The organism is uncultured Phenylobacterium sp., from assembly GCF_902826855.1.
Classification (GTDB): Bacteria; Pseudomonadota; Alphaproteobacteria; order Caulobacterales; family Caulobacteraceae; genus Phenylobacterium.
Genome location: NZ_CADEGK010000319.1, coordinates 1 through 3,268, shown reverse-complemented (window position 1 = coordinate 3,268; position 3,268 = coordinate 1). Strand labels below are relative to the sequence as shown.

Annotated in this window: 5 protein-coding genes; 4 read left to right on the top strand and 1 reads right to left on the bottom strand. The window is 68.5% G+C overall.

All coding sequences use genetic code 11. The features are described 5' to 3' along the window. The coding region (locus QZV94_RS25315; protein ID WP_367255282.1) for a hypothetical protein at positions 1–169 on the bottom strand (169 nt) is incomplete at its 3' end. Positions 170–451: 282 nt separating this feature from the next. Between QZV94_RS25315 and QZV94_RS24095 the strand changes: the two genes are divergently transcribed. From QZV94_RS24095 to QZV94_RS24080, 4 genes are all read left to right on the top strand, one after another. Beyond that, a complete protein-coding gene (locus tag QZV94_RS24095) occupies positions 452–1,090 on the top strand; it encodes a PEPxxWA-CTERM sorting domain-containing protein (RefSeq protein WP_293682875.1) in 639 nt (212 codons plus the stop codon). A gap of 617 nt (positions 1,091–1,707) precedes the next feature. Continuing rightward, positions 1,708–1,989 (top strand): BrnT family toxin, encoded by a 282-nt coding sequence (locus QZV94_RS24090; RefSeq protein WP_293682873.1) that lies wholly within the window; start codon positions 1,708–1,710, stop codon positions 1,987–1,989. After that, positions 1,943–2,224, top strand: coding sequence for a BrnA antitoxin family protein (locus QZV94_RS24085; protein WP_293682871.1), 282 nt, complete (start codon positions 1,943–1,945; stop codon positions 2,222–2,224). The genes QZV94_RS24090 and QZV94_RS24085 overlap by 47 nt, the downstream gene beginning before the upstream one ends. Positions 2,225–2,490: 266 nt before the next feature. Continuing rightward, entirely contained in the window at positions 2,491–3,018 is a 528-nt protein-coding gene (locus QZV94_RS24080; RefSeq protein ID WP_293682869.1) for a hypothetical protein, read from the top strand. Positions 3,019–3,268 lie beyond the last annotated feature (250 nt).

The following is a 3,268-nucleotide window of genomic DNA, read 5'->3' as shown; positions in this document are numbered from 1 at the left end:
CCCACCGCCCCACCGTCCCGTGCGTCGGCATCCCGTCCTCGGCGCACACCGCCGACAGGGCCTCGCCCATCGCCACCCGCGCCAGGATCGCCCGGCCCAGCTCGGCCGAGTACCGCACATACGATCGCCGCGGCCTGCGCCCGGCCGCCCTCACCACCCCGTCATCCATGAGGTCCTCCAGCCCTGCCCAAGACATGAAAAAGGCGCCCGACGGAGCCGCGCTTCCCGCGCACCCCTGGACACCTGACAGAAACCTATCAAAAACGCGCGAGAATGTCAAGAACAAATAAAGAACATATCTCAGCTCCCGCACGGTAGGGGAGGCGGGCGTCGGTCCGCCGGCGCGCGCGGCCCGCGCAATCTCGGCCGCCCGCGCTTGAACGGCCGGCCATCACCGCCCTATAGTGCAAATACCAGCGTTACGCCTGAGTGACCCGTCCAGGAGTCCACCATGCAGCGACCTCTCCTCATCATCGCCACCGCCGTCCTCGCGCTGGCCATCGGCGCGCCGGCCGCGGCGACCACCTTCACCTTCGACCAGGACCCGTTCGCCGGCTCGACCGCGCTGACCATGCCGGGGCGGCAGATCGTTGCGGGCGAGGCCTTCATCAGTTTCTCCCCGGCCGCCGACGTGTTCGCGTTTGACCCGGCGGTGTTCGCGGCGGGCGACACGGTGGCGTTCGCCAACGACGTCGTCGGAAACCTGCCGGCCAGCGGCCGCAACATCATCGTCCTGGAGACCTTCGACAACGACGGCGACGCGGGCACGCCCTTCCTGGCGGGTAACGCCGCCAACCTGATCGCCACGCAGGTGACCAGCGACGGGGCCGGCTTCTTCATCTACTTCAACAGCGCCCTCAACCTTCCGCGGCTGGTCTATTCGACCAACCTCAGCGACGAAACGGCGGACCTGAAGATCCTGGCGCGGCTGACCAACCTGACGGGACAGAGCGGCGAACTCGCCAACCTCTCGGCCGCCAACTTCCAGTTCCTGACCCCGGTTCCGGAGCCTGCGACCTGGGCGACGATGATCCTGGGCCTGGGCCTCATCGGCGCCGCGGCCAGGCGCCGGAAGCTCGCAATCGGGTAATACGGGGACAGGAGCACTGTTCCCTTCCTTTCCCGCAAAGCGGGAGAGGGGGACCGCTCGCCGAAGAGCGAGCGGTGGAGAGGGCAAGCCGCCTCTCGGACCCCGGCGACCCGACCGCCAAGCCGATCGCCCACCCGCCCAGCCTGAGGCCTTCCCTCTCCACCCTCGGCTCTTCGCGACGCTCGGCCGACGGTCCCCTCGCCCGCGTACCGCGGGAAAGGAAGGAGCCGCCGCCCGCCCCACCGCCACCCCATCCTCCTCTCCCCCGAGCGCCGCAGGCGCGAAGAGCGGGAGAGGGTAGGGAGAGGGCCGGCTGGCCCTCTCGGCTCGTACGGCTGGCGACCCAAGGCCCGCAGCGCCGCCGCGCATGGGTCATGGCTGGTCCAACGGCGGATCACTCCTGCACATGGGCCGAGGCTAACAACGATGGAACGTAAGAAGAACATTGCTCCTGTCCCCGTATTCCGGCAAACTTCGTCCATGAGGAGGGGCGGCTCCCATTATCGTAGCTACGATAATCCTTGCATGTGGCTGTTTTTGTAGCTACAGAAAGGAGCGGATCGCTAGCCGTACCGGAGAGGACTGATGAGTACGACCCTCGAGGGGACAACCGGCGAATGCGCATCACCTACGACCCGGACAAGCGAGCCAAGACCCTCGCTGAACGGAACCTCGACTTCGAAGACGCCATCCGCGTCTTCGCCGGGCCGATCCTGGAGAAGCCGGACAACCGCCACGAATACGGCGAACCCCGCTGGCAGACGGTCGGCTTGCTGAACGAGCGGATGGTGATGGTGGTTTGGACACCGCGTGGCGTCGACGACCGCCACGTCTTCTCGATGAGAAAGTGCAATGACCGCGAACAAGAACGATGGCGAGAGCAGTTGGGTCGACCCTGACGACGCCCCCGAGTGGACCGACGACGACTTCAAACGCGCCGCAATCTGGCACGGCGACAAGCTCATCCGCCCGGCCCAGGGCATGGCCACGCGCCGCGGCCGCCCCAAGCTCGACAACCCCAAGCGCCAGGTCACCCTGCGCCTGGACGCCGACGTCCTCGACGGCTTCCGCGAAACCGGCCCGGGCTGGCAGGGTCGGATCAACGAGGCGCTGCGCAAGGCGCTGAAGGTCTAGCCGCCCCCACCGAGATCCGCTCCGACGACAACCTCCTCTCCCCCGAGCGCCGCAGGCGCGAAGAGCGGGAGAGGGCAGGGAGAGGGCCGGCTGGCCCTCTCGGCTCGTACGGCTGGCGACCCAAGGCCCCGCAGCGGCGCCGCGCATGGGTCATGGCTCAACCAACGGCGCATCACCCTGTGCGCGCCGAAGTTGCCCTCTTGCAGACAACCCGCTCCGGACGCAAAACTACGCGCGGGGAGTCTGCGCTCCCGGGGGAAATTCCAATGAAGTCAACCTGTCGCGCCGCAACGGCGCTCGTTTGCGCGTTCACGGTCGCCCTGCCGAGCCTGGCCCTGGCCGATCCGGTGAAGGTGCCCGAGGGCACCGAGTTCCCGCTCCGCCTGGAGGACACGCTCTCAAGCAAGACCACCCGCACCGGCGACCGCTTCACGGTCAGCCTGACCGACAACGTCAAGCTGCCCGACGGCACGATCCTGCGCGCCGGCTACCGTGGCGTCGGCGAAGTCGCCCACGCCGAGAAGAGCGCCATGCTGGGCAAGACCGGCAAGCTGGACCTGCGGCTCAACTATCTGAAGGTCGGCGACAACCGCATCCGGCTGCGCGGCTCGAAGGCCGCCCAGGGCAAGCACAACACCGGCGCCCAGGTGGTCACGGTCGTCCTGGTGGGGGTCTTCGCCGGCTTCATCAAAGGCAAGAATACCGAGATCCCCCGCGGTGCGACCTTCAACGCCTTCGCCGATCAGGACACCAACCTGGACGGCCCGATCGCCGCCCCGCCGCCGGAGGCCTGAGGCAGCGAGGGAAACGCGCGGCGCCTCCTCTCCTCACCCGTAGGGGAGGGGGACCGCCCGCAGGGTGGTAGACGAGGAACTCCGCCGCCCAGACCTGTCCTGCAAACCCCTACGGGTGAGAGAGCGCGCGTGCCGTTGCCATTGCGCCCACCGGGCGCACCCCGCCCTAAGTCCACGGCAGCCCACAAGCTCCGGCCTCGGCCGGGCGCAGCCTGCCCTCGGGCCGACCATCGGTCGGTCCCGGGCGACC